The organism is Nocardioides szechwanensis (assembly GCF_900103935.1).
Taxonomy (GTDB): domain Bacteria; phylum Actinomycetota; class Actinomycetes; order Propionibacteriales; family Nocardioidaceae; genus Nocardioides; species Nocardioides szechwanensis.
The window spans coordinates 162,013-177,311 of sequence record NZ_FNIC01000003.1 but is presented as its reverse complement, the minus strand read 5'-3'; the positions used below and the strand labels follow the sequence as shown (position 1 = coordinate 177,311).

17 protein-coding genes are annotated in these 15,299 nt (G+C 71.5%); 15 read left to right on the top strand and 2 right to left on the bottom strand.

Features of this window, described 5'->3' with window-relative positions:
* The first annotated feature begins 3 nt into the window (after positions 1 to 3).
* Genes BLR90_RS09440 through BLR90_RS09430 form a run of 3 tightly spaced genes read left to right on the top strand, consistent with a single transcriptional unit; the run spans position 4 to position 2,232 of the window.
* A complete protein-coding gene (locus BLR90_RS09440) occupies positions 4 to 492 on the top strand; it encodes a DUF3180 domain-containing protein (protein WP_091024898.1) in 489 nt (162 codons plus the stop codon).
* Positions 493 to 502: 10 nt separating this feature from the next.
* Positions 503 to 1,084: a hypothetical protein gene (locus BLR90_RS09435; protein WP_091024896.1), complete on the top strand. Its 582-nt coding sequence runs from the start codon at positions 503 to 505 to the stop codon at positions 1,082 to 1,084.
* A gap of 56 nt (positions 1,085 to 1,140) precedes the next feature.
* Positions 1,141 to 2,232 carry a GNAT family N-acetyltransferase gene (locus tag BLR90_RS09430; RefSeq protein WP_218029348.1) on the top strand — a complete coding sequence of 364 codons (1,092 nt, stop codon included), beginning with the start codon at positions 1,141 to 1,143 and terminating at the stop codon, positions 2,230 to 2,232.
* A 92-nt stretch (positions 2,233 to 2,324) separates the two neighbouring features.
* On the opposite strand, the gene BLR90_RS09425 is transcribed toward BLR90_RS09430, so the two are convergent.
* The gene (locus BLR90_RS09425; protein WP_218029349.1) at positions 2,325 to 3,311 is read right to left on the bottom strand and encodes an ABC transporter ATP-binding protein; all 987 of its coding nucleotides are present in this window, start codon (positions 3,309 to 3,311) and stop codon (positions 2,325 to 2,327) included.
* A 3-nt stretch (positions 3,312 to 3,314) separates the two neighbouring features.
* Between BLR90_RS09425 and BLR90_RS09420 the strand changes: the two genes are divergently transcribed.
* From BLR90_RS09420 to BLR90_RS09410, 3 genes are all read left to right on the top strand, one after another.
* Entirely contained in the window at positions 3,315 to 4,010 is a 696-nt protein-coding gene (locus tag BLR90_RS09420) for an ABC transporter permease (RefSeq protein ID WP_091024892.1), read from the top strand.
* A complete protein-coding gene (locus tag BLR90_RS09415; RefSeq protein ID WP_091024890.1) occupies positions 4,007 to 4,780 on the top strand; it encodes an ABC transporter permease in 774 nt (257 codons plus the stop codon). Before BLR90_RS09420 ends, BLR90_RS09415 begins: the two co-directional genes overlap by 4 nt.
* A gap of 65 nt (positions 4,781 to 4,845) precedes the next feature.
* Complete coding sequence (locus BLR90_RS09410) at positions 4,846 to 5,787, top strand: glycine betaine ABC transporter substrate-binding protein (protein ID WP_091024888.1); 942 nt, start codon at positions 4,846 to 4,848, stop codon at positions 5,785 to 5,787.
* Between the two features lie 9 nt (positions 5,788 to 5,796).
* On the opposite strand, the gene BLR90_RS09405 is transcribed toward BLR90_RS09410, so the two are convergent.
* On the bottom strand, positions 5,797 to 6,915 hold the full coding sequence (locus BLR90_RS09405; protein WP_091024886.1) for a glycosyltransferase family 2 protein: 1,119 nt from the start codon (positions 6,913 to 6,915) through the stop codon (positions 5,797 to 5,799).
* Positions 6,916 to 6,949: 34 nt separating this feature from the next.
* Here BLR90_RS09405 and BLR90_RS09400 point away from each other — a divergent pair, with 34 nt between their 5' ends.
* From BLR90_RS09400 to BLR90_RS09360, 9 genes are all read left to right on the top strand, one after another.
* Positions 6,950 to 8,047, top strand: a complete 1,098-nt coding sequence (locus tag BLR90_RS09400; protein WP_245715229.1) for a sulfotransferase family protein — start codon at positions 6,950 to 6,952, stop codon at positions 8,045 to 8,047.
* A complete protein-coding gene (locus BLR90_RS09395; RefSeq protein ID WP_091024882.1) occupies positions 8,044 to 8,991 on the top strand; it encodes a glycosyltransferase family protein in 948 nt (315 codons plus the stop codon). Before BLR90_RS09400 ends, BLR90_RS09395 begins: the two co-directional genes overlap by 4 nt.
* Positions 8,992 to 9,231: 240 nt before the next feature.
* Entirely contained in the window at positions 9,232 to 10,164 is a 933-nt protein-coding gene (locus tag BLR90_RS09390) for a Rossmann-like and DUF2520 domain-containing protein (protein WP_091024880.1), read from the top strand.
* Positions 10,165 to 10,171: 7 nt separating this feature from the next.
* On the top strand, positions 10,172 to 11,074 hold the full coding sequence (gene panC, locus BLR90_RS09385; protein ID WP_091024878.1) for a pantoate--beta-alanine ligase: 903 nt from the start codon (positions 10,172 to 10,174) through the stop codon (positions 11,072 to 11,074).
* Complete coding sequence (gene panD / locus BLR90_RS09380; protein ID WP_091024876.1) at positions 11,074 to 11,493, top strand: aspartate 1-decarboxylase; 420 nt, start codon at positions 11,074 to 11,076, stop codon at positions 11,491 to 11,493. Before panC ends, panD begins: the two co-directional genes overlap by 1 nt.
* Before the next feature lie 9 nt (positions 11,494 to 11,502).
* Entirely contained in the window at positions 11,503 to 13,197 is a 1,695-nt protein-coding gene (locus BLR90_RS09375; RefSeq protein WP_091024874.1) for an L-aspartate oxidase, read from the top strand.
* Positions 13,194 to 14,105, top strand: a complete 912-nt coding sequence (nadC, locus tag BLR90_RS09370; protein ID WP_091024872.1) for a carboxylating nicotinate-nucleotide diphosphorylase — start codon at positions 13,194 to 13,196, stop codon at positions 14,103 to 14,105. Before BLR90_RS09375 ends, nadC begins: the two co-directional genes overlap by 4 nt.
* On the top strand, positions 14,102 to 14,875 hold the full coding sequence (locus tag BLR90_RS09365; protein ID WP_091024870.1) for a type III pantothenate kinase: 774 nt from the start codon (positions 14,102 to 14,104) through the stop codon (positions 14,873 to 14,875). Before nadC ends, BLR90_RS09365 begins: the two co-directional genes overlap by 4 nt.
* Before the next feature lie 89 nt (positions 14,876 to 14,964).
* A complete protein-coding gene (locus BLR90_RS09360; protein ID WP_091024868.1) occupies positions 14,965 to 15,285 on the top strand; it encodes a histone-like nucleoid-structuring protein Lsr2 in 321 nt (106 codons plus the stop codon).
* Positions 15,286 to 15,299: the final 14 nt, after the last annotated feature.

Below are 15,299 nucleotides of genomic sequence, written 5' to 3'. Positions count from 1 at the left end.
CGCTTGCCTGAGCGGCCCGAGGACGACGACCAGCAGCTCGGTTCGCTGCGTCCCACCCGCTACGCCACGCTCGCCGCGTGGGCGGCCGTGGGCCTGGTCGGCGGCTGGTTCCTGCACCCCGTGTCGGAGCTGGTCAACGCCACCGCTCCCGTGGTGTCGTGGGCGCAGCCGCTCGCGCTGTTCCTGGTCGCCGCCATCCTCGGCGTCACCGCCCATGCCACCTGGCGCTCGGTGCACGTACGCCGCGAGCGCCTCGAGCCCCACCGTGCGGTCAACCGCCTGGTGCTCGCGCGGGCCTGCGCCCTGGCGGGCGCGCTGGTCGGTGCCGGCTACCTCGGCTACGCCCTCAGCTGGCTGGGCTCCAGGTCGGAGCTGGCCGACGAGCGGGTCGTCCGCTCGGCCGTGGCCGCCCTCGGCGGGCTGGCGACGGTCGTCACAGCGCTGCTCCTCGAGCGTGCGTGTCGCGTCAGAAACGGCCCTGACCAGGCCTAATGTGCCTTGCATGACTTCCCCGTCAAGCACGCCCATGCGACGCCGCCAGCGGTCCACCCGCCTGGTGGTCGCTGTCATCCTGCTCCTCGTCGGTGCCCTGGCTGTCGCCGGCGCCGCCCTCAGCGGCTCGTGGCTCGTCGCCACGATCGCTGCCGCCCTCGGTGTCGTCCTCGGCACCGCGGCCACCCGGATTACCCACACCGAGCTCGCCGAGGCGCGCCGCGAGGCCGCCCGCGACCGAGCCGAGCAGGCCCGTGCCTACCGCGACCTCACCGTCGCCCGGACCGCCGAGCAGGCCACCTTCGTCGAGGCGACCAACGCCCGCGTCGGTGCCCACGAGCAGACCATCTCCGGCCTCGAGCGCGACCTGAGCGACGCCCAGGGCTGCCTCATCGATGCCCACCGCCAGCTCGTCGCAGAGCAGCTTCGTGCCGACGACGCCGAGCGCGAGGTCGCCGCCCTGACGACCCGCCTCGACAGCGCCGAGGAGCGGGCCGCCCAGGCCATCGTGCGGGTCGCCGAGATCGAGCGTGAGCTCGATGTCGTCACCGCCGAGTGGCAGGCCGCCGAGCTCTCCCGCAAGCGAGCCTGACCCGCAACTGACCCACGCCGCCGGTTCGGCGGGCTCGACTGGGACAATGGCTTCTCGTGAGCACTGACGAGTCCCGTTTCGAGGCCGACCCCGACGAGCTCCTGCCTGATCTGCCGGGTCTCCCGACCGGGTGGACGGTCGATGTCCCCGACCCCGGAGACCGCTTCACGCTGGCCCGGCTGACCCACCTGCTGCGCGCCCACGAGCGGCACGGCCGCGGCTGGGCCGGCTCCGGCGTCGACGACGTCCTGGTGGAGGTGTCCGAGGCCGGACTGCGGACCCGCCAGAACGTCGTGGTGCGCGACCGCACCGGCGAGGTGCAGGCGTGGGGCAGCGTCCACGACCGGGCCGGCGGCCGGATGTTGTTCGTGCACATCGTGTCGCGCGAGCTCCCCGAGGGGCTGGCGCGCACCTGCTCCGACGTACTCGTGGAATGGGCGGTGGGCCAGGCCCGCACGGTCGGCGCCGCCCGTGGGCTCGAGGTCCAGCAGATAGACACCGGCGCGTTCGCCGACGACGACCGTCAGCACCGCTGGCTCGAGGCCGGCGGGTTCACCAAGGTCCGGACGTGGTGGCAGATGAAGCGCCCGGTCACTCCGGACGAGGCCGGCCTGGTGCCGTCGACCGAGTTCTGGGAGTCGGAGAAGGCGCGCTTCCGGACCGTACGCCGTGGCGCTGACGGCCTGCCCGACGTCGACGACCTCCGCGAGGTCCACGAGGTGCTCGAGAGCGCCTTCCTCGACCACTTCAACTCGTGGGAGGAGACCTTCGACGAGTTCGAGAGCCGCCTGCGCGAGGATCCCGGCCACCGCTGGGACCACTGGTGGCTCGCCGAGGTCACCGAGAGCGGGGAGCCGGTCCCGGTCGGCGCCCTGATCGGCACGGCGTCGGAGTCGGCGACCGGCCCCGACGGCTCCTACGTCTCCTACATCGGGGTGCTCGAGGAGGCGCGCGGCCGCGGCGTGGCCAAGGGCCTGCTCAACACGATCATCGCCGACGCCGCCTCCCGCGGCCGCGACCGCGTGACCCTCGAGGTCGACGCCGACTCCTCCACCGGCGCCGACGGCCTCTACGTCGCCCTGGGCTGGAAGATCTCCTACGTCACCGAGTCCTGGCACCGCGACGTCCCCGTTACCGACGAGACCTGACGTCACCGGGATAGTCCCCAACCTGAGAGACCAATAGGAGACCTCTTAGGGCTCTCGCGTTAGGGACTATCCCGACGAGACGGCTTTGGGGGTCAGTCGGCGAGCGACGCCCGCAGCGCGCGGTGGACGCCGTTGGGGGTGAGTACGCCGACGAAGCGGACGCCGTCCTTGACGCCGACCATCGGCTTGTCGTCGCGCAGCATCGCGGCGAGCGCCTGCTCGAGGGTGCTGTCGAGGTCGATCGCGGCGCCGAGCTCGCCCGCGCTGACCCCGTCGAGCGACTCGAGGTGGGCGGGGTCGATCGGGGTGACCGTCAGCCGGCGCAGCCCGCGCTCGGAGCCCACGAAGTCGGCCACGAAGTCGTCGGCGGGGTGGGCCAGGAGCGCGGCCGGGGTGGCGAACTGGGCCAGGCGGCCGCCCGTGGCGAAGATCGCCACCCGGTCGCCCATCCGCACGGCCTCGTCGATGTCATGAGTCACGAGGACGACGGTCTTGCCGAGTTCGCGCTGGAGCCGCAGGAACTCGTCCTGCAGCCGCACCCGCACCACGGGGTCGACGGCACCGAACGGCTCGTCCATCAGCAGCACCGGCGGGTCGGCGGCCAGGGCGCGGGCCACGCCCACGCGTTGCCGCTGGCCTCCGGAGAGCTGGTGCGGGTAGCGGTCGCCGTACGTCGCGGGGTCGAGGCCGACCAGCTCCAGCAGGTGGTTGGCCCGCTCGCGGGCGGTCGCCTTGGACTCGCCGTACAGCAGCGGCACGGTCATCACGTTGGCGGTGATCTTCTGGTGCGGGAACAGCCCGACCTGCTGGATGACGTAGCCGATGCCCCGGCGCAGCTTGACCGGGTCCTGCGTGGTGACGTCCTCGCCGTTGATCTCGATGGTCCCGGTCGTGGGCTCGATCAGTCGGTTGATCATCTTCAGCGTCGTGGACTTGCCGCAGCCGGAGGGGCCGACCAGCACGACCAGCTCGCCGCGCCCGATCTCCAGGTCGAGCTCGTGGACCGCGACCGTGCCGTCGTCGTAGGTCTTCCCGACCCCGGTCAGACGGATCATCGCCTCCGAGCCGCTACTCTCCATGCGGTGACCCTACTCGCGGCGGACACCCCGAGCTGTTACAGCCGGTTCGTCAACGAATGGTTCTGCTGGCAGTACGTCGACGACCGTCAGGACGAGATCGTCGACGCGCTCGTGGAGCACATCGGCATCACCCTTGCCGCGATCGTCTTCGGTCTGGTCATCGCCTTCCCGCTCGCGCTGGTCGCCCGCCGGATGCCTCGGCTGGAGTCCACGATCCTGGCGCTGAGCACCGGCCTCTACACGGTGCCGTCGTTGGCGCTGCTGCCGCTGCTGGTGCCGTTCACGGGGCTGAGCGCGACCACCGTCGTCATCGGTCTCGGGCTCTATGCCCTGACCATCCTGGTGCGCGCGTTCCTCGACGGGCTGCGGTCGGTCCCCGACGACGTACGTGAGTCCGCGGTCGGACTGGGCTACGGCTCCGGGCGGCTGCTGGTCCGCGTCGAGCTGCCGCTGGCGATGCCGGTGATCATGGCGGGCCTGCGCGTCGCGACGGTGTCGACGGTCGCGCTGACCACGGTCGGCACGCTCGTCGCCAACGGCGGCCTCGGCAACCTGATCTCCCACGGCGTGCAGCGCGACTTCCGCGCCGAGCTGCTGACCGCCGCCGTACTGTGCGTGCTGCTCGCGGTGCTGCTCGACGTCCTCCTGGTGCTCACCCAACGGCTGCTGACGCCCTGGACCCGGGGGGCGCACTCGTGAACCTCTTCGCAGAGACCTGGCGCTACCTGCTCGACGGGAGCAACTGGACCGAGAACGGCGGGTTCCTCTCCCGCCTGGTCGAGCAGCTGCTGGTGTCGTTCACCGCGCTGGGGCTGGCAATGGCGATCGGGCTCCCGATCGCGCTCTGGCTCGGCCATCTCGGCCGGGGCGGCTTCCTGGCCATCAACATCTCGAACGTCGGCCGCGCGGTACCGACGTTCGCGCTGCTCGCCCTGCTGGTGACCCTGGACTGGCCCGGCTCGGGCTACTTCGGGCCCTACGGCCGGGCCGGCCTGGCCACCCTGATCGCGCTGGGGCTCTTCGCCCTCCCGCCCCTGATCACCAACGCGTACGTCGCCGTGCGCGAGGTCCCGCTGGAGATCCGGCAGGCGGCCGACGGGATGGGGATGTCCGGCGCCCAGAAGTTCTGGCGGGTCGAGCTGCCGCTGTCGATGCCGCTGGTGATGTCCGGGGTGCGGCTGGCCCTGGTGCAGGTGTGGGCGACGAGCACGATCGCGGCGCTGGTCGCCGGCCCGGGCGTGGGCCGGATCATCACCGAGGGCTTCGCCACCAACACCTACAGCCAGGGCATGGCGGGTGCCGTCGTGGTGGCCGCGGTCGCCCTCGTGCTGGAGCTGCTGGCCGCCGTGGCGCAGCGTCTGGTCGACCCCGTCCCGCGCGCCCGAGCCGGGTCGTCACCGAATCGTGAGGAGCAACTGTCGGAGCCGCGACCTAAGGTTGCGGAGGCAGCCGACACCGTCGGACGCTGAGCGCGTTCGCTCGCACCACCGGACACGCGTGGCCGTCGGCCACGGGACACAGAAGGTAGACACTCATGAAGCTCCGACGCCCACTCGCCGTGGCCCTCTCGACCGGGCTGCTGCTCCTTGCCGGCTGTGCCGGCGACGACCTCGCCGAAGACGACAACAACAACAGCGACGACTCGAGCTCGACCGGCGGTGCCGTCACGCTGGGCAGCCAGGCCTTCGACGAGGCGGCCCTGGTGACCGCGATGTACGCCGCCCTCCTCGAGGACACCGGCTACGACGTGGAGACCAAGCTGGTGGAGACCCGCCCGGCCTACCTCAACGAGCTCCCGGGCGAGATCGACATCGCCCCGGAGTACCTCGCCGGCCTCGGCGACCAGCTCAACACCGACGCCAACGGCGAGGACGCCGCGCCGATCAGCACCAGCGACACCCAGGAGACGCTCGACGCCATGGCGCCGCTCCTGGAGGAGAAGGGGATCACCGTCCTCGAGCCCTCCGAGGCCAACTCCCAGAACGCCTACTTCGTCACCCAGGAGTTCTCCGACAGCGAGGGCGTCACGGCGCTGTCCGACCTGGAGGGCCAGTCGGTCACCCTCGCGGCGGCTCCCGACTGCAAGGGTCGCGACGACTGCGAGAAGGGGCTCACCGAGGTCTACGGCATCGACATCACGCTCGAGCCGCTCGGCTACGCCTCTCCCGAGACGTTCCAGGCGGTGCTCGAGGGTGAGGCGCAGCTCGGCCAGACCAGCACCTTCGACGGGACCCTCGAGGAGCAGGGCCTGCTCCTGCTCGAGGACGACCGCGGCATCCAGCCGGCGCAAAACCTCATCCCCGCCGTCTCCACGGAGTTCCTGGGCGAGCACCCCGACGTCGGGGACACCCTCAACGGCCTGATGGAGGTGCTCACCAACGACCTGCTGGCCGAGGCGCTGGTCAAGGTCCAGATCGACCGTGAGCCGGTCGAGGACGTCGCCCAGCAGTTCCTGGAGGACCAGGGTCTGCTCTGATCCCGCGGCCTAACGCTCGAACTCACGCACGGCCAGGGCCGCGCGATCGACGCTCCTCCGGTCGATGACCGGGACGTCGATCCGCGGCCCCTGGTCGTCCGTGACCCGCGGCACGGGGCCGCCGGCGAGGGTGGCGACGTACTCCATCACCGCGGCGGCGTCCTCGCGGCGGCCGTGCTCGACCAGCCACCCGGTCAGCCGATGCGCCGGCGGCAGGCCGCTGTGGGTGAGTGAGCGACCGCTCCACAGCTCGCGCACCCCGCTCTCGAGCAGCGCCCACCACTCGTCGTCGCAGCCGGGGATCTCGGTGAAGTAGCGGTGCAGGTCGCCGGCCATCACCCTGTCGCGGAACACCTGGGTGACCTTGGGCGAGCCGTAGGCCTCGACGCTGTGCAGCGCCATCCGCTTGGTGGCCCACCGGTCCTCGAGGTCCTTGAGCGTCGAGCGCTGCTGGGTGATCGAGGTGCCCTCGGCGCGGATCCGCCAGTGGTAGACCACGTCCGGGATGATCGCGAAGCTCCGGGCCCGCAGGTAGGCGTCGGTGGTCGTCGGCTGGTCCTCGTAGCGGACTCCTTCGGGCCAGCGCAGCCCGCTGGAATGCCAGAAGTCCCGCGTGAAGAGCTTGTTCCAGGCGAAGACGTCGCCCAGGATCTCCGGCTCGCTGTCGATGTCGATGACCAGACGGGTGCGGTGCAGGCGCCGCATCCACGGGGGCTCCGAGAGGGTGTCGCCCTCCCACCGGGCCACCGAGCCGGTGACGAAGTCCGCGCCGCTGCGCCGTACCTCCCGCGCCATCGTGGCGTACGCCGTCGGCGGCACCACGTCGTCGGAGTCGGCGAACGCCAGCAGGTCGGCCGTGGCGTGCCGGGCGCCCTCGTTGCGCGCGGCCCCGAGACCGTGGTTGGCGGTGCGGACGAGTCGCACCGGGTGGCCGGCGTCGACGAAGCGCTGCACCCGCGCGGCGGACCCGTCGGTCGAACCGTCGTCGACCACCACGACGTCCAGGTCGACGTCGCGCTGCGCGAGCAGGCTCTCGAGGCACTCGTCGACGTACGCCTCGACGTCGTACACGGGCACGACCACGCTCACGCGGGGCGCTCCACGGCCTGGGCGCCGCCCGAACTTCATGTCCGCACGCTACCGACAGATAGGCTCGTCGCTCGTGAGCGACCCCATTGACGTGACCCCCGAGGACTATCCCCGCAAGGTGCTCTTCGTCGCCGGTGCCGGACGCAGCGGCACCAGCACGATGGCGGGCCTGATGTCGATCCTCGGCCTCCACGTGCCGCAGCCCGAGGTGGCGGCCGACGAGACCAACCCCAAGGGCTTCGGCGAGCCGCGCTGGGTCGTGGACCACCACGACCGGCTGCTCAAGGCCGCGCTGGTGCAGGTCAGCGACGCCCGCCCCGAGGCGTGGTTCGAGACCGGCCGGATCTCCACCCGTGAGCAGGAGCGGATCAAGACCGCCACCTGGCTCGGCGAGCACTTCGACGTCAGCCGTGAGCTGGTCGTCAAGGACCCGCGACTGAGCTGGTTCCTGTCGCTGTGGCGGGTGGCCGCGATCCGCAACGGCGCCACTCCGGTGTTCGCCACCATGCTGCGCCCGCCGGCGGAGGTCGTGGGCAGCAAGCAGAAGTACTACGCCAACCGCCTCGGCTCGGCCCACCTCGCCGCGTCGTGGCTCAACATGCTGCTCCACACCGAACGGGCCACCCGCGAGTCGGTGGCCGACGGCGGCCGCGTGTTCGTCCGCTACGCCGACCTGCTCGACGACTGGACAAAGACCACCATGTGGGTGGGGGAGAAGCTCCAGCTCCAGGGAGTCCTGCACGCCAACAGCGAGCAGATCCGCGAGGGCCACCGCTTCGTCGACCCGTCGCTGCGCCGGATGGGCCAGAGCCTCGCCGACCTCAACTTGCCGCCCAAGCTGCACGAGCTGACCGAGGAGACGTGGGGCGAGCTCAACAAGCTCGCCGAGCCCGACGGTGACACCGCCGACGTGCACGCCACGCTCGACCAGCTTCGCGAGGCCTACGTCGACCTGTACGCCGAGGCCGAGGCGATCTCAGCCTCCTCCGTGGTGGCCGCCGAGCAGACCCTCCGCGCGCAGCTCAAGCGGCCCGGTGGGGCGCCCGGCGTCCCCGCCACGCCGGCCGAGGAACCCACCACCCTCGCCGACAAGATCCCGCACGGCGTGCGCGCCGCGATCCCGCCGTCGGTGCGCCGCGGGCTGCGAAAGATGGCCGGCCGCGCACGATGACTGCCCACTCCGGCCCCACGGGGATCACCAACCTCGAGGGCCACGCCGAGTTCGACATCACCTGGCCCTGGACCCGGCCGGGCGGCCTGCGTGCCGGCAGTACCGCCGTGCTCCGGGTCAAGGACGAGGCGCCGTCGCTGCCGTTCGTGCTGCCGCCGCTGCTGCGCGCCATGGACCACGTCCTGGTGGTCGACAACGGCTCCACCGACGGCACCCCGGACGTGGCCCGCGAGACCGCGGCCAAGGCCGGACGGACCGACAAGCTCACGCTGACGTCGTACCCCTTCGAGGTGGCGCGCGCCGGCGCCGAGCACCTCGCCCAGCACGAGCTGTCGGTGCACTCGCTGTCGTACTTCTACAACTGGTGCTTCTCCCAGGTCGAGACCCGCTACTCCTGGAAGTGGGACGGCGACATGGTGCTCACCACCGAGGGGGAGACGTCCATCGGCGACCTCGCGTGGCAGGTGGGCGACGTGCAGTCGATCATCCGGGTGCCGCGCCACGGCCTCTACCTCGACGGCGACCGGCACGGCTACCTCGACCTCGGGCTGCGCAACGCCGAGGAGTGGGGCTACCCGATGGGGCCCGACTTCGTCTTCACCAAGGCCTTCGAGTGGGAGGTCCGCACCACGCCCGAGCACGTCCGCTCGATCGGGCTGCCGCACGGGCTCTGCGTGGAGCTGAAGTACCTCGACGGCGACGAGTTCGCGCACTGGACCGACCCGGCGTCGTTCGCCACCAGCTTCCGCAACAAGCGCAAGCGCCGCGAGTGGGCGGTCTTCAACGCCCTCAAGGAGGGCACGGTTCTCCCCGGCGTCCACGAGATCCACGCCCCCGACGGCGTCCACATCGTCGACCACGTCACCCACGACTGGCTCCCCCGCGCCCCCCGCCCCCTCGACGTCGGCTCCATCGTCACCTCCGACGACGCCGCCCCCCGCTGACCGAAACCGGGAAAGTACGGAACGTTCTCGACCCGGATCGGGCGGACTCAGGTCGAAAACGTTCCGTACTTTCCGGGCAGGCGTGTCGGGTAGGTCACGTAACTCGTCGTTCCCAGAAGGGAAACCTCCGCGTACATTTCACGTTGTTGTAGGCAAGAACAACTGACGAGCACACCGTCCGGTACCCACACCGGCCCGCGCGAGCGGGTGGTCGGAGGGACTGGAACGAAAGGTTCGAACATGACGCAGCACCTTCGGGTGGGTGTCGTCGGCGCGGGTCGCGTCGGCGCCGTCCTCGCCGCCCGCCTCCGCTCCGCCGGTCACGAGATCGTCGCCGCCGCCGGTGAGTCCGACGCCTCCACGCAGCGCATCGCCGCGCTGCTGCCCGGTGTCCCCACCGAGAAGCCGAGCGTCGTCGCGCGTGCCTGTGACGTCCTGCTGCTCACGGTCCCCGACGACATGCTGGCCAACGTCGTCCACGTCCTCAGCGCGAGCGGTGCGCTCCGCGCGGGCCAGTACGTCGTTCACACGTCCGGCCGCCATGGGCTCGACGTACTCGCTCCCGCAGCCGAGCTCGGGGCGCGGGTCGTGGCCATGCACCCCGCGATGACCTTCACGGGCACCGAGATCGACCTCGATCGGCTCACCGGCTGCTACTTCGGCCTGACCGCCGGGCCCGCCGAGCGGGAGTTCGCCGCTGGCCTGGTCGCCGACCTCGGGGGCCGCCCCCTGTGGGTGCCCGAGGAGAGCCGCACGCTCTACCACGCGGCGCTCGCCCACGGCGCCAACCACCTCGTCACCCTCGTCACCGAGGCCATGGAGATGCTGACCGCCGCGGGAGCCGACGACCCCGCCGGCACCCTGCGGCCGCTGCTCGGCGCGGCCCTCGACAACGCGCTGGCGCAGGGCGACGCCGCCCTGACCGGCCCGATCGTGCGCGGCGACGTCAACACCGTGGCCGCGCACCTCGAGGAGATCGCCGCCAATGCGCCGCACACGATGCCGTCGTACGTCGCCCTCGGTCGCGCCACGCTGAGCCGCGCGGTGACCGACGGCCGGCTGGTGCCGATCCGCGCGCTGCGGATCAACCAGCTCCTCGAGGAGGCGCTCGCCGAGAGCGCCGTCCGCCCCGTCTACCTGCGCGACGTCCGTGACGCCCGCGACGGGCGCTGAGGCTGCCATGACCCGGCCGGTCCTGGTCCACACGCGCGCCGACCTGGCGGCGCGGCTCGCGCCCGCCCGGGCGGCCGACTCCCGCGTCGGCCTCGTGCCGACCATGGGCGCCCTCCACGAGGGCCACGCCAGCCTGATGCGGGTCGCCCGCGAGCACGTCGGCGACGGACCGGTCGTGGTGTCGGTGTTCGTCAACCCGATGCAGTTCGCTCCCGGCGAGGACCTCGACCGCTACCCCCGCACGCTCGACGACGACCTCAAGCTCTGCGAGCGGGAGGGCGTCGACCTCGTCTTCGCTCCCAGCGTCGACGAGGTCTACCCCCAGGGCGAGCCGATGGTCACCGTCGAGCCCGGCCCGCTCGCCGGCGTTCTGGAGGGCAAGACCCGGCCGACCCACTTCCGGGGCGTGCTGACGGTGGTGGTCAAGCTGTTCGGGCTGGTCCGACCTGACGTCGCCGTCTTCGGGCAGAAGGACTACCAGCAGCTCGCCCTGATCCGGCGGATGGTCGCCGACCTCTGCCAGGGCGTCGAGGTCGTCGGAGCCGAGACCGAGCGCGAACCCGACGGCCTGGCGCTCTCGAGCCGCAACCGCTACCTCGACCCCGAGCAGCGGCACGACGCCGTCGCCCTCAGCCGGGCGCTGCACGCCGCGCGCGAAGGGGCGCAGTACGGCGTGGCCGCGGCGCTCACGGCCGCCCGCGCGGAGCTGCGTGCCGCCAAGCTGGTCGACCTCGACTACCTCGCGATCACCACGCCCGAGCTCGACGAGCTGCCCGCCGACGTACCCCCCGGCACCGAGGCGCGGATCCTGGTCGCCGCCCGGCTCGGCAGCACCCGTCTGATCGACAACATGCCCCTGGTCATCGGGACCACCGGCAGCCCAGACGTGAGCACCGAAGGGAACAGCTGATGCTGCGAACCATGATGAAGAGCAAGATCCACCGGGCCACCGTGACCCAGGCCGATCTGCACTACGTCGGTTCGGTCACCGTCGACGAGGACCTCCTCGACGCGGCCGACCTGCTGCCCGGCGAGCTCGTCCACATCGTCGACGTGACCAACGGCGCCCGGATCGAGACCTACACGATCGCCGGCGAGCGCGGCAGCGGCGTGATCGGCATCAACGGTGCCGCCGCCCGTCTCGTCCACCCCGGCGACATCGTGATCCTGATCGGCTACGGCCAGATGGACACCGCGGAGGCCAAGGAGCTCAAGCCGCACGTCGTCTTCGTCGACGCCGACAACCGGATCCTGGCCACCGGCTTCGACCCGGCCGAGACCTTCGACGGCGCCGGGCTCGTACGCGGCGACACGACTGCCACGCGCTAGCCTCGGCGGATGCCTTCGGAGCGCTTGTTCGACGCACCCGTACGACGGGTCCCCGCGCGCCTCACGGCGCCCGAGCCGGGCTGGACGACGCGCTCCGACGTCGTGGTGATCGGGTCCGGGATCGCCGGGCTGACCGCCGCGCTGCGGCTCAAGGACCACGTCGACAAGGTCCTCGTCGTCACCAAGGACGTGCTCGCGGCCGGCTCCACCCAGTGGGCCCAGGGCGGCATCGCCGCGGCGCTCGGTGAGGGCGACACCCCCGAGGAGCACGAGATCGACACCCTCGTCGCGGGCGCCGGAGCCTGTGACCCGGACGCCGTACGGATCCTGGTCAACGAGGGCCCCGAGGCCGTGCACGAGCTGATCGCGCTCGGCACCAACTTCGACCACGACGTCGACGGGCTGATCTCGCTGACCCGCGAGGGTGGCCACCACCGCGACCGGATCGCGCACGCGGGCGGCGACGCGACGGGTGCCGAGATCCAGCGCGCGCTGATCGAGGCGGTGGCGGCGGCCCCCGAGATCGAGGTGGTCCAGCACGCGCTCGCGGTCGACCTGCTGCTTGCGGCCGACGGCGGCGTCGCCGGGGTCACCCTCCACGTGATGGGCGAGGGGCAGCGCGACGGCGTCGGCGCCGTGCACTGCCGGGCCGTGGTCCTCGCCAGCGGCGGTCTCGGGCAGGTGTTCAGCCAGACGACCAACCCGTCGGTCTCGACCGGCGACGGCATGGCGCTCGCGCTGCGGGCCGGCGCGACCCTGCGCGACCTGGAGTTCGTCCAGTTCCACCCCACGGTGATGTGGCTCGGCCCCGACTCCCACGGCCAGCAGCCGCTGATCTCCGAGGCCGTACGCGGCGAGGGCGCCTTCCTGGTCGACTTCGAGGGCAACCGGCTGATGAAGGGCGTCCACCCGCAGGAGGACCTGGCTCCCCGCGACGTGGTGGCCAAGGCCATCATGCGGCGGATGCTCGACACCGGCCACCCGCACATGTGGCTCGACGCCCGCCACCTCGGCGAGGCGTTCTGGCAGAAGCGCTTCCCGACCATCCTGGCCACCGCGCGCTCGCACGGGGTCGACCCGGTCACCGACCTGATCCCGGTGGCGCCCGCCTGCCACTACGCCTCCGGCGGGGTCCGCACCGACCTGCACGGCCGGTCCGACGTACCCGGCCTCTACGCCACCGGCGAGGTCGCCTGTTCCGGCGTCCACGGCGCCAACCGGCTGGCCTCCAACTCCCTGCTCGAGGGGCTCGTGTTCTCCCGCCGGATCGCGACCGTGCTGCCCGGCGAGCTGCGCCCCTGGGCCGACCCCGTCGACGACCAGCGCCCCGAGGGGCTGGTGCCCGGCGCCGTACGCACGGAGATGCAGGAGGTCATGACCTCCAAGGCGGGCGTGCTCCGCACCGCCTCCGGGCTCTCCGACGCGACGGCGTTGCTCGACAAGCTGGCCGGCAGCCCCGCCGAGCTCGTCGACCTGGAGTCGTGGGAGACCACCAACCTGCTGACGATCAGCGCCGCCCTGGCCGCCGCGGCGATGCTGCGCGAAGAGACCCGGGGCTCGCACTGGCGCGAGGACTTCCCCGAGCGTGACGACGCCCGGTGGGCCGGCCACTTCGACGCCGTGATGGTCGACGGCTCCTCGGTGCTGACGTTCCGTCCCGCGCCTGCGAGCGACGGGCCACTCACTGACGGGGGAGCCGCATGAAGTTCCACCTGCCACCGCCGGCTGCGCTGACCCAGGAGCTCATCGAGGCCGACCTGGACCGGCAGACCCTCGTCGACCACATCATGCGTGGGCTCCAGGAGGATCTCGCCGAGGGCGAGGTCGATGTCACCTCGGTGGCCACGATCGCGCCCGACGCACGCGCCGAGGCGGTCCTCGCCGCCCGCGAGGACGGCATCGTCGCCGGGCTCGGGGTGGCCGCGCTGGTGTTCCACATCGTGATGGGCGACGACGTCGAGATCACCGACCGCCTCCCCGACGGCACCCGCGTCTCCGCCGGAGACGTCGTGATGCGCGTGGCCGGACTCACGCGCGGCCTGCTCACCGCCGAGCGGACTGCGCTCAACTTCGCCTCCCACCTCTCGGGCGTCGCCACCGCGACCTCGCACTGGGTGGCCGCGCTCGAGGGCACCCGTGCGCGGGTGCTCGACACCCGCAAGACGCTGCCGGGCTGGCGCGCGCTCCAGAAGTACGCCGTGCGCTGCGGCGGCGGCGTCAACCACCGCTTCAGCCTGGCGGACCGCGCGATGGTCAAGGACAACCACGTGATCGCCGCCGGCGGCGTGGTCCCGGCCTTCGAGGCGGTCCGGGCGAAGTACCCCGACCTGCGCGTCGAGGTCGAGGTGACCGACCTCGACCAGCTCCGCGAGCTGCTGGAGGTGGGCTGCACCGAGATCCTGCTCGACAACATGGCGACCGGGACGATGGCCGAGGCGGTCCGGATCACCGACGGCCGGGCAACCCTCGAGGCTTCGGGCGGCCTCACGCTGGAGCGGGCACGCGAGGTCGCGCAGACCGGCGTCGACTTCATCTCGGTCGGGGCGCTGACCCACTCGGTGAAGGTCTTCGACATCGGCATGGACCTCCAGGACCGCCGGCAGGATCGATGACGCTGCTCGCCGCCGACATCGGCAACGCCCACACCGTGCTCGGCCTGATCACCGACGGCCAGGTCAGCGCGGACTGGCGGGTCGCCACCGACGAGCGCCGTACCTCCGACGAGTGGTCGGTGCTGCTGCGCGGACTGCTCGGTGCCCTCGCGGACGACGTCGACGGGATCGTGGTCTGCTCGACCGTCCCGGCGGTGCTGCACGAGTGGCGAGACATGCTGACTCGGCATTTCGGCGACATCCCGCACGTCGTCGTCGAGCCCGGGGTGCGCACCGGCGTGCCGGTCCTGATGGACAATCCGCGCGAGGTGGGATCCGACCGGATAATCAACGCTCTCGCGGCCGCGACGGTTTATGGCGGGCCTGCCATCGTGGTCGATTTCGGCGGGACGGCGACCACATTCGACGTCGTGAGCGATAAGGGCCAGTACGTCGGCGGGGCGATTGCGCCCGGAATAGAGATCTCGCTCGAGGCGCTCGGCCGCCGCGGCGCCCAGCTGCGCAAGGTGGAGCTACTGCGCCCGCGCTCGGTCATCGCGAAGAACACCGTCGAGGCGCTGCAGTCGGGCATGGTCTTCGGCGTCGCCAGCCAGGTCGAGGGAATCGTCGACCGGATGACCGTCGAGCTCGGGGTGCCGCCCGAGGAGGTGAAGGTCATCGCGACGGGATATCTCGCGCATCTCGTGATCGACGAATGCCGCTGCTTTACCGAGCACAGCCCTTGGCTGACGCTGATCGGGCTCGAATTGGTCTTCGCTCGCAATACCTGATGCTTAACTGCCGGACGAATTCCCTTTTCGGTCCGTGAATGTCATGATCGATATCCAGATATCCCCGACATGACAAGAGGTCCCTGCAGATGGCGCAAAAGGTCAACATCGTTCTGGTCGACGACATCGATGGCAGCGACGCCACCGAGACCGTCACCTTCGGCCTCGACGGCACGTCCTACGAGATCGACCTGAACGACAAGAACGCCGCCAAGCTGCGCGATTCGCTGGCCGCCTACGTCGGTCACGCGCGCAGGTCCGCCGGCGGCCGTCGTACCGCCAAGAAGTCCACCTCGCTCGGCCCCAGTGCCCGCGAGGTACGCGACTGGGCCCGCTCCAACGGTTTCACCGTCCCGGACCGTGGCCGCATCCCCGCCGACGTCCGCACCGCCTTCGACGCCGCCAACTGACCCACCTTTTCGTT

What these genes read in the sequence shown, in the direction of transcription:
- BLR90_RS09410 (WP_091024888.1), top strand. Translation starts at nt 4,846, where the DNA reads ATGAAGCTCCGACGCCCACTCGCCGTGGCCCTCTCGACCGGGCTGCTG.
- panC (WP_091024878.1), top strand. Translation starts at nt 10,172, where the DNA reads ATGACCCGGCCGGTCCTGGTCCACACGCGCGCCGACCTGGCGGCGCGG.
- nadC (WP_091024872.1), top strand. Translation starts at nt 13,194, where the DNA reads ATGAAGTTCCACCTGCCACCGCCGGCTGCGCTGACCCAGGAGCTCATC.
- BLR90_RS09365 (WP_091024870.1), top strand. Translation starts at nt 14,102, where the DNA reads ATGACGCTGCTCGCCGCCGACATCGGCAACGCCCACACCGTGCTCGGC.
- BLR90_RS09360 (WP_091024868.1), top strand. Translation starts at nt 14,965, where the DNA reads ATGGCGCAAAAGGTCAACATCGTTCTGGTCGACGACATCGATGGCAGC.
- BLR90_RS09405 (WP_091024886.1), bottom strand. Translation starts at nt 6,915, where the DNA reads ATGAAGTTCGGGCGGCGCCCAGGCCGTGGAGCGCCCCGCGTGAGCGTG.
- panD (WP_091024876.1), top strand. Translation starts at nt 11,074, where the DNA reads ATGCTGCGAACCATGATGAAGAGCAAGATCCACCGGGCCACCGTGACC.
- BLR90_RS09395 (WP_091024882.1), top strand. Translation starts at nt 8,044, where the DNA reads ATGACTGCCCACTCCGGCCCCACGGGGATCACCAACCTCGAGGGCCAC.
- BLR90_RS09375 (WP_091024874.1), top strand. Translation starts at nt 11,503, where the DNA reads ATGCCTTCGGAGCGCTTGTTCGACGCACCCGTACGACGGGTCCCCGCG.
- BLR90_RS09390 (WP_091024880.1), top strand. Translation starts at nt 9,232, where the DNA reads ATGACGCAGCACCTTCGGGTGGGTGTCGTCGGCGCGGGTCGCGTCGGC.
- BLR90_RS09435 (WP_091024896.1), top strand. Translation starts at nt 503, where the DNA reads ATGACTTCCCCGTCAAGCACGCCCATGCGACGCCGCCAGCGGTCCACC.
- BLR90_RS09425 (WP_218029349.1), bottom strand. Translation starts at nt 3,311, where the DNA reads ATGGAGAGTAGCGGCTCGGAGGCGATGATCCGTCTGACCGGGGTCGGG.